Source organism: Lysinibacillus sphaericus (genome assembly GCF_006864135.1).
Classification (GTDB): domain Bacteria; phylum Bacillota; class Bacilli; order Bacillales_A; family Planococcaceae; genus Lysinibacillus.
In genome coordinates this window covers 46416-63234 of sequence record NZ_SADV01000013.1, presented here as the reverse complement: position 1 = coordinate 63234, position 16819 = coordinate 46416, and the positions used below count along the sequence as shown (strand labels likewise).

Genomic DNA, 16819 nt, shown 5'->3' with positions numbered 1-16819 from the left:
CGAGCTATCGCTTATACTTTCATTTCTTTAAAAGAACACAAGAAAGGAGGGGGCACTGTGAATTTAGATTTTACAGCTATCATTCCCTCTATTCCTTACATATTAAAAGGGATAGGTGTTACACTTCAAATTGCAATCGGTGCTTCAATCATCGGTTTTATAATTGGTATATTACTCGCGTTATGTAAAATTGGTAAAGTGAATGTTTTGCGTTGGTTTGCAGATTTTTATACATCCATTTTCCGTGGCACACCGCTCGTATTACAATTAATGATTATTTACTATGCAGTGCCACAGTTATTAGATATTCAAATTGACCCGGTTCCAACGGCTATTATTGCATTTGGGTTAAACTCAGGTGCTTATATTTCTGAAATCATTCGCGCTGGTATTAATGCGGTAGATAAAGGACAGATGGAAGCGGCACAAGCACTTGGTATCCCGTATGCAAAAATGATGAAAGATATTATTATCCCACAAGCAATAAAAAATATTTTGCCATCTTTAGTCAATGAGTTTATTACATTAAATAAAGAAACAGCTGTTGTCACAGTTATTAGTGCACTTGATATTATGCGTCGTGCTTACATTGTTGGTGGTGCAACATATCGCTATCTAGAACCTTTACTATTTGCAGGTGTAATCTACTACATTATGACACTTGTATTAACGTTCCTTGGCAAACGAATCGAGAAAGGAATGAGAAAAAGTGATTAAAATTGAAGATTTACACAAATCATATGGAAAAAATGAAGTACTAAAAGGTATTTCAACAGAAATTAAAGAAAAAGAAGTAATTGCTATTATTGGACCATCAGGATCTGGTAAATCAACATTCCTGCGCTGCTTAAATTTATTAGAAGAGCCAACGAGCGGAAAGATTACAATTGCTGGCGACGTTCTAACGGACAAAGGGACAAACATTATGAAGATCCGTGAAGAAGTCGGTATGGTATTTCAGCATTTTCATCTTTTCCCTCATAAAACGGTACTTGAAAATTTAACATATGCACCGATTAATGTGAAGGGAATGGATAAGGTAGCTGCGATTAAAAAGGCTGAAGATTTATTAACGAAGGTAGGCCTATTTGAAAAGCGCAATGAATATCCAAACCGTCTATCTGGAGGGCAGAAGCAACGTGTTGCCATTGCCCGAGCACTTGCAATGGATCCAAAAGTAATGTTATTTGATGAGCCTACTTCTGCTCTTGACCCTGAAATGGTAAAAGAGGTATTAGCGGTTATGAAAAATCTTGCTGATACTGGGATGACGATGTTAATCGTAACGCATGAGATGGGCTTTGCCCGTGAAGTGGCTGACCGTATACTATTCCTTGATGGCGGAAAGTTAATTGAGGATACATCACCAGAACAGTTTTTCGCAGCACCATCTACTCAGCGTGCGAAGGATTTCTTAGAAAAAATATTATAAACGAGATAACGCATTTAGACTTTCTAAAAGGAGTGTCTAAATGCGCTTTTTGTTTTTGTTGAGGTATTCATTTTATCTCTTCAGGACCCCGTAACTTTCTACGGCTATGTGTGTGTGGAAATTAGCTACAGTAGTCCTTAGCGATTCTGTGTCGCTAGGTAGTATATCAAATAATTTTTTCGAATCTTCTATTGATAATTTAGTAAACTTCGCGTCATTCTCTACCAAAATTAATTGTTCATTTGAATAAATATAAATTAAATAGTAAGAAGACTTAACCTCTTTATTGGAATCTATAAAAGCAAAAGACATTCTATATTTTAATAACCCAAATGATACCTCATTTTCTTCTTCCCATTCAGCGTTATTAAGAATTTTATGTGCGATTGAAACTTGGTCTTTATCTAGAATTTCTATACGTTCTTTATAATTTCCTTTGTCATCGGCTATATCCAATATAATTTTTTTGGCATTATTAGAACATCCGATACAAAAAAAGAGGAGTACTAAAGCAAAAGATATTATAGTTGTATTTTTTAACAAATAAAGCACCACTTATTCATAATTTTTTAATAAATTTTATCACCATTGACTTTTATTATACATTATATTACGGCATAAACATCAGAATATTCTGATAATAAAAAAGGGGTATTTTATGAAGTGGAAAACTTTGTTTGTATTTTTTTTGCTTAACAGTACTATTTTGTTTCCAAGTACCTGAAAAAGGACGAGCCTACGAATTAAATAGCAAAAAATTTAAGAATCCAAAAGACGCATTTTATTGGATAGACCCTACTTTTGATAAGTACAATTTAGGTGGGGAAGTTAAAGAGGGAATTCTAGCGTGGAATGCATTACCTGAGATTAAATTTACAAAAAAAGTTCCTTCCGCATCAGGTGTAGAAGTTAGTGTTGAATACTTAGATAAATATAACGGCAATCTTTATGGCCAAAGTTTTGGTAGTGGGAGAATCACTATTTATAAAAAATGGCGTGAAGAGTTAGGTTCAACTCGAAGGATTGAAACCATAGTTCATGAGGTAGGTCATGAAGCAGGATTAGGCCATACACAAAAAAAGAATGATGGAATAGCTGTAATGAGAGAATTGGATTTTAATGATAAAGCTTATCCATTAAAGGATGACAAAGACGGTATTGCAAAAAAATATTGAAAGGAGAATAAAAATGAAGAAAAAAGTTTTTGTAGTTGCTACTGGATTTACAGTTTTATTTAGTGGCTTTCTTATTTCACAATTTTCTAAAGAAGATGCTAGCGAAAGTAAAATTGTGTCGGAAAGTTCTCCTACTTCTACAAAACTTAAAAGAATTGATGGGGAAGGTAAAACTGATGGTTTCAGTGATTTAGATGAATTAGTTAAAAAATCACCTATTATTGTTAAAGGAACTAAGGAAGAAGATGTTCGAATAGAGGTTTTTAGATCTAAAATAGATGAATCCGTAATTGGTGGATATACAGTTGCAGATTTTAAAATTACTGAAGTTATAAAAAATGAAGTTACCAATAGTAAAATTAACTTAGAACAATCTATTCTTATTGCGGAGTTAAATTTTGAATCAGAAGGCACTATTTATAGTTTTAACGGGTATGAAAAAATGAATAAAGGTAATGAATATCTATTGTTTTTAACTGATGAACAAGACGAGGTATTTGCTACAAGCGGCGTTACAATTGGTAAAGTACCATTGGATTCTAATGAATTAGAAATTTTTGAAGAAAACCGGGCTGATTCAGAGCTTGATTTAATTGAAGGTATTTTTAATGAAGCTCGAATTGTATTTGATAATTAATAAGTATAATTCACTAGATAGAGTGGTCATCTTGAATAGAAGCTCGAGTTATATAAAAAGAATAATTTCTAATAAAGTTTGATTTTAACATTCTAGAAGATGTTGCAAACATAAAATTTCATATCTACAGTATTTTGTTTGTAATAGCAAAAATATTTCGATAGTCATAGTTTTTAAGAGCAAGTGGTTATTTTAAGTTAGTAAATATTTAAGCCCAAGTAAATAAACTTTTATCTACTCGGTTTAATGCGTTTGAAGAGTCTAAAATAAATCTTGTTTAAATCATTCTTGCCCTACTTTAGGTGACCTCTTTAAATGTAGCACTTTTGGGTTACTCTTTCGTTCAATCTAATGATTTTCTGTGTATGTGCTTACAATTATTTTGTTTTATGCTTATAATAGGGGGGTCAGATTTTTATCTTCATTCAGTAGAATCTCCCACCTCTCCAAGGTGATGAGATGAATGTGCATATGTTTTCCTTTTCAGTGAGTATCTACTGAAATAGAGGAACTTAAGCTAAGAACGCCACGTCCTGTGGCAAGTTGTCTGTGCGAAAGCGAAGCGACAGCAACAACAACAGCACACGACTGAGTGACCAACATCATGTTGGCCAAAGCCTCCGGTGGATGTCACGGATTTTTAAAGGAATGAATTGTGCGGGCACAATTGAAAATCCGGACGCATTGTTTATCTGCGCGAAAGCAAAGCGTCAGCGGCAATTACGCCAAGGCGAAATTGATCTGATGAAAAAGTAGCCTAGGGTGAGCGATTGCGATTGAAAAAATTATTATATGTAGCTTCTTTTCTTGTTTTTATAGTCATTTTTTTGTACGTAAACAATCACTGGCTGGTTGTAAGCAAGTATGAATTCGAGTCAGAAAGAGTGCCTGCCAGCTTCGATGGGCTACGCATTACACAAATATCAGATTTACAGGATGCTCTCTTTGGCGAACAGCAAGAGAAGCTCGTAGCAAAGGTGAAAGCAACAAATCCTGACCTGATTTTTATTACAGGTGATTTAGTTGATAGTAATCGTTATAATTTGGAGCGAAGCCTGCAAGCTGCTAGAGGATTAGTTAAATTAGCGGATGTCTATTATGTACTAGGAAACCATGAAGTAGCGACGAATAAAGTGAATGAAATTTATGAGGAGCTATCATCGTTAGGTGTACATGTGTTGTCCAATGAATCGACCTTCATTGAGCGCGACGGGGAGCGCTTGGCGATTGTTGGCATAGAAGATCCGTTATCAGGTAGAACAACGAAAGAAATGCTAGAAATAGCAACAAAAAATGTTCCACCAAATATATTAACGATATTACTAGCACATCGACCAGAAGTGTTTAATACGTATGTGGAGTTTGGAATTGATTTAGTATTTGCAGGACATGCGCATGGTGGACAAGTTCGAATCCCTGGTATTGGCGGTCTTTTCGCACGAGGACAGGGAATATTCCCGAAATATACGGCTGGTCTTTCTAAAGAAGGAACAACAACTATGGCCGTTAGTCGAGGATTAGGCAATAGTACAGTACCTATGCGGATTTTTAATCCACCAGAGATTGTTGTCATGGAATTAAAGAAAAAATAAGCACTGCGTCTTTGCTACGCAGTGCTTTCTATTTGTTTACGCTCTATACGTTTAACAAGGTAGATACTTATTTCATATAAAATAATCATCGGAATTAAGACGAGTAGCTGACTAATAAAATCGGGTGGCGTAATTACAGCAGAACCAACGCCCATCCCGATATAAGACCAGCCTCGTATTTTTTTCATGGATTCAGCCGTTAGTACACCAATGGACGATAAAAAGAGGGCTACAATTGGTAATTCAAAGAGTAGTCCGAGTGGTACAGTTGTCATCACTAAAAAATGCATGTATTCATTTGCGGATACCATCACATCAAAATTAGCTGCTCCTACACTTACTAAAAATGAATAGCTAAGTGGATTCACAATAAAGTAACCGAAAGCTACGCCTAATAAAAAGAGGAAAAGCATGACAGGTGCATAAAGACCGAGGAAACGGCTTTCTTCTTCTTTTAAACCTGGCTTTACGAAACTCCATAAAAAATGAACTAAAAATGGCATTGATAGCCCAAATGCTAGTGTTGTGGAAATCGTCATATAAAATTTGACAACCTCTAACGGCCCTAAAATAATTAGTGAATGTCCTCGAGTTACATAAGGAAACCAAATATTAATAGTAGAGAATGTGATAATAAAAAATAAAATAAATACGATAAGCCCTTTAATAATTTGTTTTCGCAGTTCCGTAAGATGTTCAAGCAATGGGGCTATTGGAAAAAGGGGCCCATCGGCTTTCGTATCCGGTTCAATTGTCTCAACTGGAACTTCAGCAAAAGCCTCCACAGGTGTGAGAGGCTCAGCTTCTTTCTTATCAAGTGGACTTAAATATTTTCTTTTTCCTTCTTCATATGGATCCATAGGACAACCTCCTACGAAGCGTCAGATTTTTTTTCTTCTTTTTTCACTGAATCATCCTCATCATCGATAAGCCCCTTTGTGGACTTTTTGAACTCCGCAAATGTTTTACCGACCGCACCGCCGATTTCCGGCAATTTTTTTGGACCAAACACGATTAAAACAATGACTAAAATGATGATTAACCCAGGTACACCAATTGCTCCGAGACCTCCCATAGTCTTACCTCCTTTTTATAAAATTAGTATAGCAATCATGCCTCGGCATAATTGCGTCTGGAATCGGCTTTGTGCAAGCACCAAGAACTCCTTTCCGATTCGGTGACATTCGCCGGAGGCTTTGGGCCAACAGATGTCTTTTGCGCGAAAGCGTAGTGCTAACGCAGCGTCAGCAGCATGATGTTGGTCACTCAGTCGTGTGTTGTTGCTGTCGCTTCGCTTTCGCACAGATAACTTGCCACAGGACGTGGCGTTCTTAGACTGAGTTCCTCTATTTTAGCGGGCGTCCAAACACCCGCTAAAAAGAAGTTATACTAAGGAACCACCTGATTTGCTATATTTCACAATACCCTCTGCACAGCGGTAGGCTAGTGCCCCTAAAGTACCTGTTGGGTTATAGCCGCTATTGTGTGCAAAGTTTCCGGCACTCACAGCAAAAAGATTTTCTGTATGCCAATGTTGCAAGTAGTTATTCACAACGCCATCCTCTGGCTTTAAGCTCATAACTGTTCCACCTGTATTATGGGTTGTTTGATACGGTACAATATTGTAATCAGTGATTTCAGCATTTGGGACAACAATTTTAGCGCCCATTTCTTTCATAATGTCAGCTGCACGTGCTGAAATATATTTATGAAGTGCGCGATCCTGATCCGTAAAATTGTAAGTTAACTGTACAAGAGGTAAGCCGTAAGCGTCCTTATACGTAGAATCAAGAGATAAATAATTTTCTTTATGTGGCATTGAAGCACCCTGTGCACCAATCCCGAATGAGCGTGTATAGTAATGAATAGATTGTTTTTTAAATTCTGATCCCCATGTTGGCGTATCAGGAGGTGTTGGGTTTGAGCCGATAGGACGCGCACCTGTTTGTGTTAGAGCTATATTTCCACCGTGAATAAAATCTAAATCACTATGATCGAAATTATCACCATTATAGTCATCTATACTCATACCAAGGGCACCTGCACCCATAAATGTGTTATACTGCTCATCGAAAAACCCTGCAGCTCCAGGGAGTATTTGATAGCAATAGTTTCTTCCAAGTGTCCCTTTTCCAGTAGCTGGATCATATCGTTCCCCAATGTTAGAGACCATCAATAACTTGGCATTATTAAAGACATAACTAGTAAGTACAACAGCGTTTGCTGGTTGAATAAATTCTTCACCAGATATCGTATCGATGTATCGGACACCAGTTACTTTATTGCCTTTCTTTAAGATTTCAACAACATTGGAATTATAGCGTAAGTCAAAGTTACCTGTTTTTAATGCAGTAGGAACAACAGTAACCTCCGCAGATGATTTGGCGCCATATTCACAACCAAAGCGTTCACAGAAGCCGCAGTATTGACAAGCATTAATCGTTTCACCGTCAGGGTTCTTATAAACTTCTGATAAATTTGCAGAAGGTACCATGTAAGGCGATAGTTTTAATTTTTTTGCAGCTGTTTCAAATTGCGTAAGCATCGGTGTCATTTTCATTGGCCCCGTCGGATAAGGATTTGAACGTTTCCCGCTAAATGGATTTTTATCATCACCGGAAATACCGGACGTTTTTTCGAATTTGTCGAAATAGGGCTCAAGTTCATCGTATGTTAATGCCCAATCTTGTAATAAATAATCAGGTCCAAGCTTATTCGCACCATAACGTTTGTCTGTCATTGTTTTAATTTGAAAATCATACGGTAAGAAGCGATACGACATACCGTTCCAATGTGTACCAGAGCCGCCAAGCCCTTCTCCAAGTAAAAAGGAACCGAGCTGACGCATAGGCAATGCCTTCATATTCCGATTATTACGGAAGCTGATGGTTTCCTTTGAGAGATTTTGCATTAAATCATAACGAATTGCATAACGATACTCATCGTGGATCGTCAAATAATCTTCTGTGCCGCGCTTTTGTCCACGCTCTAAGCCAACGACCTTTAAGCCTGCCTTCGAGCACTCTGCAGCGACAATGCCGCCGGTCCAACCTACCCCGACTGTTACAACGTCTACACCTGGTAATGTTTTGGCCATTTACTAACCCCCTATTAGTGGCTACCTAATGAATTAGGCTCAATTTTTTGGAATTTCGGTTCTTCGATTTGCGTAATATACGCCATTTGATGACCGGGGAAGCCTTTCATTCGCCAGCCATCCATATTACGATTACCTCCATATATTGGGTCAGAGTAAGCACCTTCTAATGTTGCTGCACGTAATAAAGTAAAGAAGAAAGCAGATGTGACGCCACTCATTTGTACGTCGCCTTTCTGGAAGGCAGTTAAAATTTCATCCATTTGCTTAGCCTCTATATCATTGAAGCTCTTTTTATAGCGATTCTGTGCTTCCGTCTCCAACCTTTGGACACCTTGCTTAAAAATTTCCGCTCGCGTTAAACGACTCTGATAACCTTGTGTTGGCGCACCCTCACCGAATGGTCCATGCATGTATTCTTTAGAATTACTACCATATTGGCCTGCTAGCTGATGGTCGATAAAGTAAGGCACATCTAAGCCCTTTGCCCCTGGACCTAAATCGTCCTCAGGGAAAATACGTTCAGTCGCGTTTGCCAAAATATTGAAGTCTCTTTGATTCATAAAAAACATTTTAGCTTTTGGCGAGCCAGTCTCTTCAGTAGCAGTTCCATGCTGACCATGCTCTAGCGTGGCAGTTCCTTTACCAGGCATGTTATAGCCTACAAGGCCTCCTATTAATCCACCGCCGACTAATGTACCTGCTGCAATCCCTGTCGTTTTTAAAAAATCACGACGTGAAATATCTTTTTCCGAACTCATAGAAATCCTCCCCTCAAAATGTATAGAAACTATTCTATTTTTTATAATCAGCAAAAAAAGTAAATTATAATCAGGTATCATTGGAAAAATTTATAATTTAATCCAATCGAGGATTCAATTTAATGTAATCGGGATAGATTGTGGATAAGTTGTGCATTGAATGTGGATAATGTGTGGGGAAATAAGATAACGATTACTACAGCTGAGCAAATGTCTGTGGATAATTATCAATGGGGGAGATAGCGGCAATAGGATGTTCAGTAAACGATGCCATAAATGAGTAAAGGAGCTACCCCAGTAATGGGGAGCTCCTATCATCGAAATGATTTGTTATTGAACTACTTCTTGCATAGCTTCCAACAGTTGTTCGGTAGAAATAATACGCTCGCCACCGCCTTGTACCATTTGCTCACTGCCGCCACCTTTTCCGTTAATGAGTGGCAATGCTTTTGCAGCAATGTCCTTCATACTTTTCTCAACTTTTGCACCACGTGCTGCGACAAACTGGAGCTTGTCTTCATTTTCTGAAATAAGTAATACGATCGCTTCAGTCTGCTCAGCGACAATAGTTCTAGCTAATTTTTGCAGCTCTTGCATAGTACGCTGAGTAAAGGCTGCAGTAATAATACGTTCTTTACTAGATACTAGCGCCTTTGCTTCATAATTCAGTAGCTCCTCTTTTGCTGCTACGAGTGCTTTTTCTGTATTTTTCTGTGTAGTTAACATTTTTGTAAGTGCTGTAGCTGCTTCAACCTCAGGTACACTTAATTGTCTTGCAACGTCAGCTAGTACTTTCTTTCGCATGGCAAGCTCTGCTAAAACCCTGTGACCACAGACAAAGGAGACACGAATATTACCCTTCATTTTTTCAGTGCCAAGGATTTTTATCGCACTTACTTGTCCTGTAGATGTTGGATGTGTACCGCCACAACCGTTGTAATCAAAGTCCGGAATAATAACAAGTCGAATATCTCCTGTGACGGCTACCTCTTTACGTAGGCTATAGTTCTCCAGTTCTTTTTCTGTAATCCATTTCGTTTCAATCGGAAGATTCTCTAGAATAATTTCATTAGCACGAGCTTCTGCTGCTACAAGCTGCTCTTCCGTTAGGGTATCCACTGCAATATCAATTGTGACCTGCTCAGTGCCCAAGTGGAAGCTAACGGTAGGTGCATCAAAAAGCTCGACAAAAGCCGCTGTTAAAATATGCTGACCTGCATGTTGCTGCATATGATCAAAGCGTCGTTGCCAATTCAATTTACCATGCACCTCTCCAACTAAATTTGAAGAGTCACCTTGAATATAATGACGAATTTCATCATTCATTTTCTCAACATCGATGACCTCGATACCATTTAAAGTACCTGTGTCATGAGGTTGCCCGCCTCCTGTTGGATAAAAAGCAGTATTTGATAGCACCACGTAGTTACGGCCATCTATATCGGTTCCTTTATTGACAACTGTTGCATTAAATTCGCGCAGCATAACATCTTGATAATATAGTAGTTCTTTCAAGAAAAAGCCTCCCCCTTTATGTAGAGTATTCATATAAGAATCATATCTCTCAACTAGTTTTATTTCATTGTGGCATAATTACTTTCTAGTGTATATGAGTTTTCTATTTGACCCATGCTGAATTTGATTTAATATATATAAGAACAGGTTAACTTAAAGGAGATCGTACAATGGAAATTACACAATTCTCGATGGAAGAAATTTTAGATCCAACAAACATTATTGAAGGCAAGCGCTACGAATTTATTTTAGATGTAGATATTGATGAAGAAGATGAGCTTTATCACGAAGCCGGAATTGAAATTCGTGTACTAATTGCTGAAAAAGGTGAAGAGTCATTTGTTTTAAATTACTTCATCATGGAAAAAGCTGAAGGCGAATATTTAGACTTTGCATTAGAGGATGAAGAGCTAGAGGAAATTTTAGCATTTTGCAAAGAGGAAATTGCAAAAGCATAATATGCTGGCGTATAAGCCTTTCCAAACAAAAATTAATATTCTTATTTAGTAAAATTCCGCTTTTCTTTCAGTGGGCAGGCACGAGCTACATTGGCGTACTCTTGTTTGTCTTCTGGGAGTCTACGCGGAATTTTAACTTTACATCATTAGTTAAGATTATTTAAGGTTGGTGAAACATTCGTGTTGTGTTCAAGTGCTAAACTAAGTTTAAGATTATTTTGAAGTTTATCACTGAAGCGGCTCATCGGACGCCCCTAGGAAAGCGCCCAGTCGAAACGGAAATCAACGACACTTTATGATGAAGAGCCGATTTTTAAACGAAGAGGTGTGTTCTATGTCAGTTTATACAAATTCTATTATGGTAGCTTTTTTAATAACAATTTTTTTATCCTTTGTACTATTTGTACCTTGGCTTATTTATACCTATCGGAAATATGGCTACTTATCTGTATCCAAAACGATTATTATGTTCTCATTTATTTTTTACTTTTTATCGGCATTATGTTTAGTTTTACTACCTTTCCCGGAAACACGTGATACTTGCTCTCTACAAGCTGCAGATACAGTCCATTATAATTTACATCTTTTTCAATTTGTCACGGATATTTTAAAGGATAGTGGGATTGTTCTGACGAATCCATCAACGTGGATTTATATACCAAAGCAGCCTGCTTTTTATCAAGCATTCTATAATTTCTTACTGCTCATGCCATTCGGTGTATACTTGCGTTATTTTCTTAAAAAAAAGGAGTACTGGAAGCGTGCATTTCTATTTAGCTTTTTGCTAACATTGTTTTATGAGGTAACTCAATTTACGGGGATTTATGGCATCTTTAATTGTGCGTATCGAATCTTTGATGTGGATGATTTAATGCTTAACAGTGTTGGTGCACTATTAGGATTCTTTTTAGCCCCTGTTGTGTGGGCGCTGTTTCCTTCACATGAAGAGGTAGCGGCTAAAGCAGCAGAAATGGTCGAAAAAGATATCATCAAGCCATTATCTATTTTGTTAGCACTAGCAGTTGATTTGATTATCGTACAGTTCATTTTGTTCTTCGTTGGTGTCGTAACAGGTTATAGTGGTATGTTCGAGTTTTTAGTGAAAATTGCTTTGTATATGTTGCTATTTGGAGTTGTTCCAAGCTTTACAAGTGGGGCAACGTTAGGGATGAAATTTATGCGTTTTACAATGGTCAGTGAAAACGGCAAAAGTATTGTCAGTCAATCTTGGCGCCGCTGTGTTGCTATTCTCGTGGTAGTATGTACTTCGGAAATGATAACAACTTTTGGAAATATTCAATTAGATATGGATTCACCATTTTATGTACTGCAAATTGTCATTACATTGCTAGCCTTTATTGCGAATTTTGTTCTAACGATGGTAATTGCTATTCATGTAATAAGGGTCATCGTAAGTGGAGGCAGACGCCGTTTATTTATGGACTATTACGCAGGCTTACTAGCAACGAGAAAAAAATAAGGGGGATTGTTGGATGAAATACGTAATCATTGGAGGAGATGCTGCCGGAATGTCAGCAGCAATGGAAATATATCGAAATGTACCAGGAGCAGAGATTACATCTGTAGAACGTGGCTTTATTTATTCATATGGGCAGTGTGGCTTACCCTATGTGGTAGATGGGCGTATTTCATCGACAAAGCGTCTTATAGCAAGAGATGTAGAAACTTTTCGTGATAAGTATCGTATCGATGCCCGTGTTGGTCATGAGGTGAACAGAATTGATGTTGAACAGAAGCTAGTTTTTGGAACGCAGTCGTCCGGGGAATCGTTTGAAATTCCTTATGATAAGCTACTTATTGCAACAGGTGCAGATCCTATTATGCCAGTGGAGAAGGGTTCAAATTTAGCGGGTATACACACGGTGAAAACAATACCGCAGCTAGAGGATTTACTAGCTGATTTAACGTTAGATATAGAAAATGTAACAATTATAGGTGCAGGCTATATTGGGCTAGAAATGGCCGAGACGATACATGCTTGCGGTAAAAAAGTAAGATTGATTCAACGAGGTAGCTATGTTGCAAGAATTTTAGACGAAGAGTTTGCGCAACATGTTCATGAGGAAGCAAAAAAGAATGACATCGAGCTTGTGCTAAATACAAAAGTAGAGGCGTTTGAGGGCAATCACCGTGTTGAGCGTGTTATTACGGACAATGGCGCTTTTGATACAGATTTAGTCATTATGGCCGTTGGAATTAAACCGAATACACAATTTTTAGAGGGAACAGGTGTAGCACTAGCTAAAAATGGTGCGGTCATCGTCAATCGACATTTAGAGACATCTGTTGAAAATATTTATGCTGCGGGAGATTGTGCAACGCATTTTAATATTGTAAAAGAACGCTTAGATTATGTACCTCTTGGCACGACTGCTAATAAGCAAGGTCGTTTAGCGGGACTCAATATGTCAGGCAAATCTGCGCCGTTTAGTGGTATTGTAGGTACTTCAATCTTAAAGTTTTTCAATTTAACAATCGCTACGACAGGTATTAATGAGCGCAAGGCTAAAGAGCTAGGCTTTGAGTATGAGGCCTTTAAATTATCTGCCCGCCATATTGCAGGTTATTACCCTGGTGCTCAACGGATGTTTATTAAAATTGTTGTTCGTAAACGAGATCAACAACTTTTAGGAGCACAAATTGTTGGACCTGCAGGTGTTGATAAACGGATCGATGTGTTTGCGACCGCCTTATACAATAAAATGACATTACCAGATTTACTAGATTTAGATTTAGCCTACGCGCCTCCATTCAATGGTGTTTGGGATCCTCTACAGCAGATTGCCAGAAAAAATGGGCGTTTATAACATTGGGGGTAATTAGAAATGAGCATTTACGACATTCAAGTTGCTCTAGACGATGGTACTGAATATAGTTTAGATCGTTATAAGGGTAAGGCAATGTTAATTGTTAATACGGCTTCCAAATGTGGTTTTACACCACAGTTTGAAGAATTAGAAGATCTATATAAAAAATATCAGGATAAAGGCCTTGTTATTCTTGGCTTCCCATCAAATCAGTTTAAGCAAGAAGTTGCGACTGCTGAGGAAGCAGCATCACAATGTCGTTTGACATATGGAGTGACATTCCCGATGCATGAAATAGTAAAGGTCAATGGTAAAGATGCACACCCTATTTTTGAGCATTTGACATCTCATTCTAAAGGCTTTCTAGGTAACAGTATAAAGTGGAATTTCACAAAATTCCTTGTGAATCGTAATGGTGAGATTGTAGGACGCTATGGTTCAGCTGATAAGCCAAGTAGTTTTGAGAATGATATTAAAAAAGTATTAGCATAATAAAGTTGGAGGATTCACGCACAGTTTGTGTGTGAATCCTTTTTGGTCGATAAAACGCGAAAATTTTTCGATAAAACACATAAAAGTTTCGATAAAATGCGAAAAATTCTCGATAAATTGCCTACGATTTAAGGTTGTTGTAAGCTTGCGACAACTTTGTTGTAAGTTTGGGGTCGTATACTAAAGTCAGAAAGAAGAGGTGAGCGTTTATGACGCCATTATTAAAGGTACAAAATGTAGAAAAAACTTACGGCAAAGGCGCAAATACATTTACAGCGCTATCGAATATATCATTTGAAGTAGAAAAAGGAGAGTTTGTTGGTGTAATGGGGCCTTCGGGGGCTGGGAAATCCACGCTACTAAATGTGTTAGCGACAATTGATACACCAACGACTGGTGAAATCATTATTGGTGATACAAACTTAGCGCGCATGAAGGACGCAGAGTTAGCAGATTTTCGTCGCGACAATCTAGGTTTTATCTTCCAAGACTATAACTTACTTGATTCTTTAACCGTTCGTGAAAATATCGTACTGCCACTTGCGATTGCAAAAGTGCCAACAAAGGCAATTAACGCAAAGGTAGAACGCATAGCTACACTGTTTGGGATAAAAGAGTTACTCGATAAATACCCATACCAAATTTCTGGTGGGCAAAAACAACGTACAGCATCATCACGTGCATTAGTTACAGAGCCGAAATTAATATTTGCGGATGAGCCAACTGGTGCTCTTGATTCAAAATCAGCAACAGACTTACTTGAAAGTTTAAGTGATTTGAATAATTCTCAAGCGTCCACTATTATGATGGTGACGCATGATGCATTCGCAGCAAGCTTTTGCCAGCGCATTCTATTTATTCAAGATGGACAGCTTTCTAAGGAAATTCACCGTGGTACTCAAACAAGAAAGCAATTCTTCCAAGAGATTTTACAGGTGCTTGGAGGCATCGGAGGTGGAGTAAATGACGTTATTTAGTTTAGCGCGTAAAAATATCCAGCGTAATTTGTCGAACTACTTTTTATATATCGCTTCGATGGTTTTTAGTATCGTTATCTACTTTACGTTTGTGACATTAAAATATAATGATGATATTTTAGCCTCACAACAATTTTCACGGCAAATTAAAGGATTGATGAGTGGATCATCTGTTGTGTTATTATTCTTTATCGTCATCTTTATGGCGTATTCCAATTCGTTTTTTATGAAAAAACGTAAAAAGGAAGTAGCACTTTACTCGCTATTAGGTGTGCGTAAGCAGAAAATCGGCTTAATGCTCTTTTTTGAGAATTTAGTGATCGGTTTTGTTTCCCTAGTACTAGGAATTGTTCTTGGATTCTTTATGTCACAAGGTTTATTAATGATCTTAGTACGTTTAATGGGCTTTGAGGTTGTAGGAAGTTTAACATTTTCCCCTGAGGCTCTAGTCAATACAACATGTATTTTTGCACTACTATTTTTATTCACATCTTTACAAGGTTATCGTGTCATCTATCAATTTAAATTGATTGACCTGTTCCATGCTGAGAAGCAAGGAGAGAAAATTCCGCGTGCATCATTAATAGCAGCTATACTTGGGACAGCGCTACTTGCATTTGGTTATTATACAGCGTCTGCAGAAATCTTTACGAGTAAAATTTGGAGATTCTTCACAATTTTAGGTACGCCACTAATGGTTATAGGTATGACAATTGCAGGGACATATTTATTATTCCATAGTGTTAGCGTATTTGTGTTAACGGCGTTGAAAAAAGCAACTTCTTGGTCATGGAAAGGCTTGAATTTAATTGGTGTTTCACAATTATTGTACCGTATTCGAGCAAATGCTAAATCACTTTCTATTATCGCTATTTTAAGTGCGACAACGATCACAGCAGGTGGTGGCGTTTTCGGTATGTATTACAATGCCGAAGCCAGTGTACGTCATGCGCTACCTAACACATTTATGTGGAAGGGCGATACGGTAAAAATTTCTCAAGAAGACGTCTTATACAACGAATCGCTTTCTGTGAAAAATTTACGTGTGGATAATGAATTTTCGTTTTTTGAATATACATTATTAAAGGAATCCGACTATAATCGTCTAGCAAAATTGCAGGGGAAAGATGAACAATTGCACATTGCAAATGGTGCAACAGTTTTACTTGATACAAGCTTCGATGAACGTTTTTCACATGATTTTACCGGTGAAGAATTTAAATTAGAGAACGGGGAATCATTCCATGTTGATAAAATGTATACAGAGAGTGTATTAAACTTTATTCCAGCTGGTACAGTCCTCGTTGTAAATGATAAAGTGTTCGCTGCAACTAATGCAGAAGATGTTAAAATGCAGGTAGTTGGTATGGATAATGACTTAAAGCAACAGGCTATTTCAAAGGAAATTTACAATCAACTATCTACTGAACAGCAAGAAGGGTTTTCAAGTGTTCCGCAAAGTTATGAGGATGGTTTAGCTACTGTAGGATCACTATTGTTTGTAGGAAGCTTTTTAGGATTAGTATTTTTAGCAGCGACAGGAAGTATTATTTACTTTAAAGTTTTAACCGAGGCAGAGGAAGATCAGCCTAAATATGCAATTTTAAATAAAATCGGTGTGAACAAAAAACAAATATTAAAAACAGTTGCAGGGCAGGTTGCCGTTATCTTTAGTGCACCACTCGTTGTTGGCATCGTCCATAGTGCATTTGCGCTACTAGCCTTTTCACAGCTATTTAGTATGGATATTACTAAACCAGTAATTCTGTGGATGATTGCTTATTCAGCAATTTACGGCATCTATTATATCTTTACAGTTCGTTCATTCTATAAAATTATTAGACAGGGGAATTAA

General features: G+C 37.6%; 17 protein-coding genes. 11 read left to right on the top strand and 6 right to left on the bottom strand.

From position 1 onward, the window contains the following. The first annotated feature begins 57 nt into the window (after nt 1-57). Together C7Y47_RS15605 and C7Y47_RS15600 are read left to right on the top strand one after the other, a co-directional pair. Nucleotides 58-717, top strand: a complete 660-nt coding sequence (locus tag C7Y47_RS15605) for an amino acid ABC transporter permease (RefSeq protein ID WP_132363591.1) — start codon at nt 58-60, stop codon at nt 715-717. Continuing rightward, nucleotides 710-1432, top strand: coding sequence for an amino acid ABC transporter ATP-binding protein (locus C7Y47_RS15600; RefSeq protein ID WP_142509617.1), 723 nt, complete (start codon nt 710-712; stop codon nt 1430-1432). Before C7Y47_RS15605 ends, C7Y47_RS15600 begins: the two co-directional genes overlap by 8 nt. Before the next feature lie 72 nt (nt 1433-1504). Here the strand turns inward: C7Y47_RS15600 and C7Y47_RS15595 are convergent, their stop codons facing one another. Next, nucleotides 1505-1975 (bottom strand): hypothetical protein, encoded by a 471-nt coding sequence (locus C7Y47_RS15595; protein WP_142509616.1) that lies wholly within the window; start codon nt 1973-1975, stop codon nt 1505-1507. Between the two features lie 134 nt (nt 1976-2109). Between C7Y47_RS15595 and C7Y47_RS15590 the strand changes: the two genes are divergently transcribed. The 3 genes from C7Y47_RS15590 to C7Y47_RS15580 all read left to right on the top strand — a co-directional run bounded on the left by C7Y47_RS15590 (nt 2110) and on the right by C7Y47_RS15580 (nt 4836). Further along, nucleotides 2110-2607, top strand: a complete 498-nt coding sequence (locus C7Y47_RS15590) for a hypothetical protein (protein WP_142509615.1) — start codon at nt 2110-2112, stop codon at nt 2605-2607. A 13-nt stretch (nt 2608-2620) separates the two neighbouring features. Next, nucleotides 2621-3244 carry a hypothetical protein gene (locus tag C7Y47_RS15585; protein WP_142509614.1) on the top strand — a complete coding sequence of 208 codons (624 nt, stop codon included), beginning with the start codon at nt 2621-2623 and terminating at the stop codon, nt 3242-3244. A 776-nt stretch (nt 3245-4020) separates the two neighbouring features. Further along, entirely contained in the window at nt 4021-4836 is an 816-nt protein-coding gene (locus tag C7Y47_RS15580; RefSeq protein ID WP_142509613.1) for a metallophosphoesterase, read from the top strand. A gap of 14 nt (nt 4837-4850) precedes the next feature. On the opposite strand, the gene tatC is transcribed toward C7Y47_RS15580, so the two are convergent. From tatC to C7Y47_RS15555, 5 genes are all read right to left on the bottom strand, one after another. Beyond that, nucleotides 4851-5696 carry a twin-arginine translocase subunit TatC gene (tatC, locus tag C7Y47_RS15575; RefSeq protein ID WP_142509612.1) on the bottom strand — a complete coding sequence of 282 codons (846 nt, stop codon included), beginning with the start codon at nt 5694-5696 and terminating at the stop codon, nt 4851-4853. Between the two features lie 11 nt (nt 5697-5707). Continuing rightward, nucleotides 5708-5911: a twin-arginine translocase TatA/TatE family subunit gene (gene tatA, locus C7Y47_RS15570; protein ID WP_132363581.1), complete on the bottom strand. Its 204-nt coding sequence runs from the start codon at nt 5909-5911 to the stop codon at nt 5708-5710. Nucleotides 5912-6220: 309 nt separating this feature from the next. Continuing rightward, nucleotides 6221-7933 (bottom strand): GMC family oxidoreductase, encoded by a 1713-nt coding sequence (locus tag C7Y47_RS15565; RefSeq protein ID WP_142509611.1) that lies wholly within the window; start codon nt 7931-7933, stop codon nt 6221-6223. Between the two features lie 14 nt (nt 7934-7947). Continuing rightward, entirely contained in the window at nt 7948-8694 is a 747-nt protein-coding gene (locus C7Y47_RS15560; protein ID WP_142509610.1) for a gluconate 2-dehydrogenase subunit 3 family protein, read from the bottom strand. Between the two features lie 330 nt (nt 8695-9024). Continuing rightward, nucleotides 9025-10209 (bottom strand): alanyl-tRNA editing protein, encoded by a 1185-nt coding sequence (locus C7Y47_RS15555; RefSeq protein ID WP_142509609.1) that lies wholly within the window; start codon nt 10207-10209, stop codon nt 9025-9027. A gap of 170 nt (nt 10210-10379) precedes the next feature. Here C7Y47_RS15555 and C7Y47_RS15550 point away from each other — a divergent pair, with 170 nt between their 5' ends. The 6 genes from C7Y47_RS15550 to C7Y47_RS15525 all read left to right on the top strand — a co-directional run bounded on the left by C7Y47_RS15550 (nt 10380) and on the right by C7Y47_RS15525 (nt 16819). Beyond that, complete coding sequence (locus C7Y47_RS15550; protein WP_142509608.1) at nt 10380-10667, top strand: DUF6509 family protein; 288 nt, start codon at nt 10380-10382, stop codon at nt 10665-10667. 334 nt (nt 10668-11001) lie between these two features. Then, nucleotides 11002-12147: a VanZ family protein gene (locus C7Y47_RS15545; protein WP_142509607.1), complete on the top strand. Its 1146-nt coding sequence runs from the start codon at nt 11002-11004 to the stop codon at nt 12145-12147. Between the two features lie 13 nt (nt 12148-12160). Beyond that, nucleotides 12161-13495 carry an FAD-dependent oxidoreductase gene (locus C7Y47_RS15540; RefSeq protein ID WP_142509606.1) on the top strand — a complete coding sequence of 445 codons (1335 nt, stop codon included), beginning with the start codon at nt 12161-12163 and terminating at the stop codon, nt 13493-13495. 18 nt (nt 13496-13513) lie between these two features. Continuing rightward, on the top strand, nt 13514-13987 hold the full coding sequence (locus C7Y47_RS15535) for a glutathione peroxidase (RefSeq protein ID WP_142509605.1): 474 nt from the start codon (nt 13514-13516) through the stop codon (nt 13985-13987). A gap of 209 nt (nt 13988-14196) precedes the next feature. Further along, a complete protein-coding gene (locus tag C7Y47_RS15530; RefSeq protein WP_142509604.1) occupies nt 14197-14964 on the top strand; it encodes an ABC transporter ATP-binding protein in 768 nt (255 codons plus the stop codon). Further along, entirely contained in the window at nt 14951-16819 is a 1869-nt protein-coding gene (locus C7Y47_RS15525; RefSeq protein ID WP_142509603.1) for an ABC transporter permease, read from the top strand. Before C7Y47_RS15530 ends, C7Y47_RS15525 begins: the two co-directional genes overlap by 14 nt.

Coding starts and splice junctions, on each gene's coding strand:
- C7Y47_RS15585 (WP_142509614.1), top strand. CDS start 2,621: ATGAAGAAAAAAGTTTTTGTAGTTGCTACTGGATTTACAGTTTTATTT.
- tatC (WP_142509612.1), bottom strand. CDS start 5,696: ATGGATCCATATGAAGAAGGAAAAAGAAAATATTTAAGTCCACTTGAT.
- tatA (WP_132363581.1), bottom strand. CDS start 5,911: ATGGGAGGTCTCGGAGCAATTGGTGTACCTGGGTTAATCATCATTTTA.
- C7Y47_RS15565 (WP_142509611.1), bottom strand. CDS start 7,933: ATGGCCAAAACATTACCAGGTGTAGACGTTGTAACAGTCGGGGTAGGT.
- C7Y47_RS15560 (WP_142509610.1), bottom strand. CDS start 8,694: ATGAGTTCGGAAAAAGATATTTCACGTCGTGATTTTTTAAAAACGACA.
- C7Y47_RS15550 (WP_142509608.1), top strand. CDS start 10,380: ATGGAAATTACACAATTCTCGATGGAAGAAATTTTAGATCCAACAAAC.
- C7Y47_RS15545 (WP_142509607.1), top strand. CDS start 11,002: ATGTCAGTTTATACAAATTCTATTATGGTAGCTTTTTTAATAACAATT.
- C7Y47_RS15540 (WP_142509606.1), top strand. CDS start 12,161: ATGAAATACGTAATCATTGGAGGAGATGCTGCCGGAATGTCAGCAGCA.
- C7Y47_RS15535 (WP_142509605.1), top strand. CDS start 13,514: ATGAGCATTTACGACATTCAAGTTGCTCTAGACGATGGTACTGAATAT.
- C7Y47_RS15530 (WP_142509604.1), top strand. CDS start 14,197: ATGACGCCATTATTAAAGGTACAAAATGTAGAAAAAACTTACGGCAAA.
- C7Y47_RS15525 (WP_142509603.1), top strand. CDS start 14,951: ATGACGTTATTTAGTTTAGCGCGTAAAAATATCCAGCGTAATTTGTCG.